We start from the raw sequence: 1,348 nt of genomic DNA, 5'->3' as shown, positions 1-1,348 counted from the left end.
CGGTCACTAACACTTCATGATTTTCATCTTTATATTCACGTATAAGCTTTGTTCCTGGCCTTGGTAGTTTACTATTGATAATGCTTTTTCCTTCTTCCATTTGGCTAGCTAGATCATTAAGTTTTTTAGCTGATTTACTTGATAATTCACCATATGCTTTTTCCTGCAACCGATATGCTATACGTCTTATCAAATACTTTCGGCAATATGGTGGGGCTTCTGATTGAAATAGCTCTTTCCACACTTTCTTTAGCTCTGATAATGCCTTACTTGCTAATGATAATATTTCTTGTTCTACAGATTCTTTCATTTATCCCCCTTTTTGTTTTTAACATGTTTTTTCTCTTGCTCTGCATTCATAAAACTTGCTATTGTCGTTGCATCATTTCCCATTTTCAACTGAAAACTCCACCGGTTTGATATCGTTAAAAAAAATATCACGCTCTTCAAATAAGCACAGTATCTCTGCCAACTCTTCAACTGATCTTGTCAGGCAATCGAGTGTGTAAAAAAGTACATAGTTTACTTCACAAGCTTCTATATCTTTAAACAACTCCTTCATTCCTGGTCTTGCTAATGCTGACACGCTTTCATCACAAGAATCATCATATCTTTTTTTCAATACTTTCCAGCCTCTTTTAACTGCAAAGTCTTGGCATACTAACCTTTGTTTTTCTGTACTTATTAGATTATTTTTATTTGTGTAAATTGCACATTTATACATAAAAACCTCCCAAATTATTGCCTATTTTACGCCAGATAAATTTCTTTTATTTACTGCTATTACTTAATTATATTCTATTTAAACGAGTAATGTAAGGTGTTTTTTACAATCAGAGATGGAATATTAGATCTATTTTAATATATTAACTTGTATAATTAATATGATAACAAATGGGCTGTACATTGTTTCAAGACCTATTCAAATGCTTGTGTTCGTGCCAAGTCAAAACTCCTGGATAAAATACTAATATGTGCTTTGCTAGTTCATGAATTGGATCATTTTGTTCTGGATTTTTATCATTTTCACAATTAACGTGATATTCTGTTAAATTAGATTCTATTATTTTTTGATCAGTAAAATTCTTTACATCATAGCGATAAGTAATGCTGAATCTTTCTAAAATTGGCTTATATTTTAAATTCCAAGTTTGTTCAGATAGTTTGTTATCACTTAAATACAACCCACCTCCTTCTTCTTCTACACTCGTAACCGGAAAACAAGCGTTTATTTCTCCCAACTTCCAACTATCTGATAATACCACCTGTGCTTTAGCAAACTTAATTGGTGGAAGTAAGTGCTGTGGGATAGGATATAATGCTTTGAAATTGTACCAAAGATGGTTTC

The 1,348-nt window shown here is 32.0% G+C and carries 2 protein-coding genes and 1 pseudogene; all 3 read right to left on the bottom strand.

What is annotated here, in order from left to right; genetic code table 11:
• Nucleotides 1-310 (bottom strand): DUF2924 domain-containing protein (locus tag IC220_RS07590; protein ID WP_188153799.1); only part of this gene is annotated, 310 nt, incomplete at its 3' end.
• A 72-nt stretch (nucleotides 311-382) separates the two neighbouring features.
• A complete protein-coding gene (locus IC220_RS07585; protein ID WP_188153798.1) occupies nucleotides 383-724 on the bottom strand; it encodes a recombinase family protein in 342 nt (113 codons plus the stop codon).
• Between the two features lie 187 nt (nucleotides 725-911).
• Nucleotides 912-1,348 (bottom strand): annotated as a pseudogene (locus IC220_RS07580) (phage tail protein); the annotation flags it as partial.

Source organism: Wolbachia endosymbiont of Pentalonia nigronervosa (assembly GCF_014534705.1).
Classification (GTDB): Bacteria; Pseudomonadota; Alphaproteobacteria; order Rickettsiales; family Anaplasmataceae; genus Wolbachia.
The sequence above is the reverse complement of the archived record's forward strand: the minus strand, read 5'-3'. Positions and strand labels throughout refer to the sequence as shown.

What these genes read in the sequence shown, in the direction of transcription:
- IC220_RS07585 (WP_188153798.1), bottom strand. Translation starts at nt 724, where the DNA reads ATGTATAAATGTGCAATTTACACAAATAAAAATAATCTAATAAGTACA.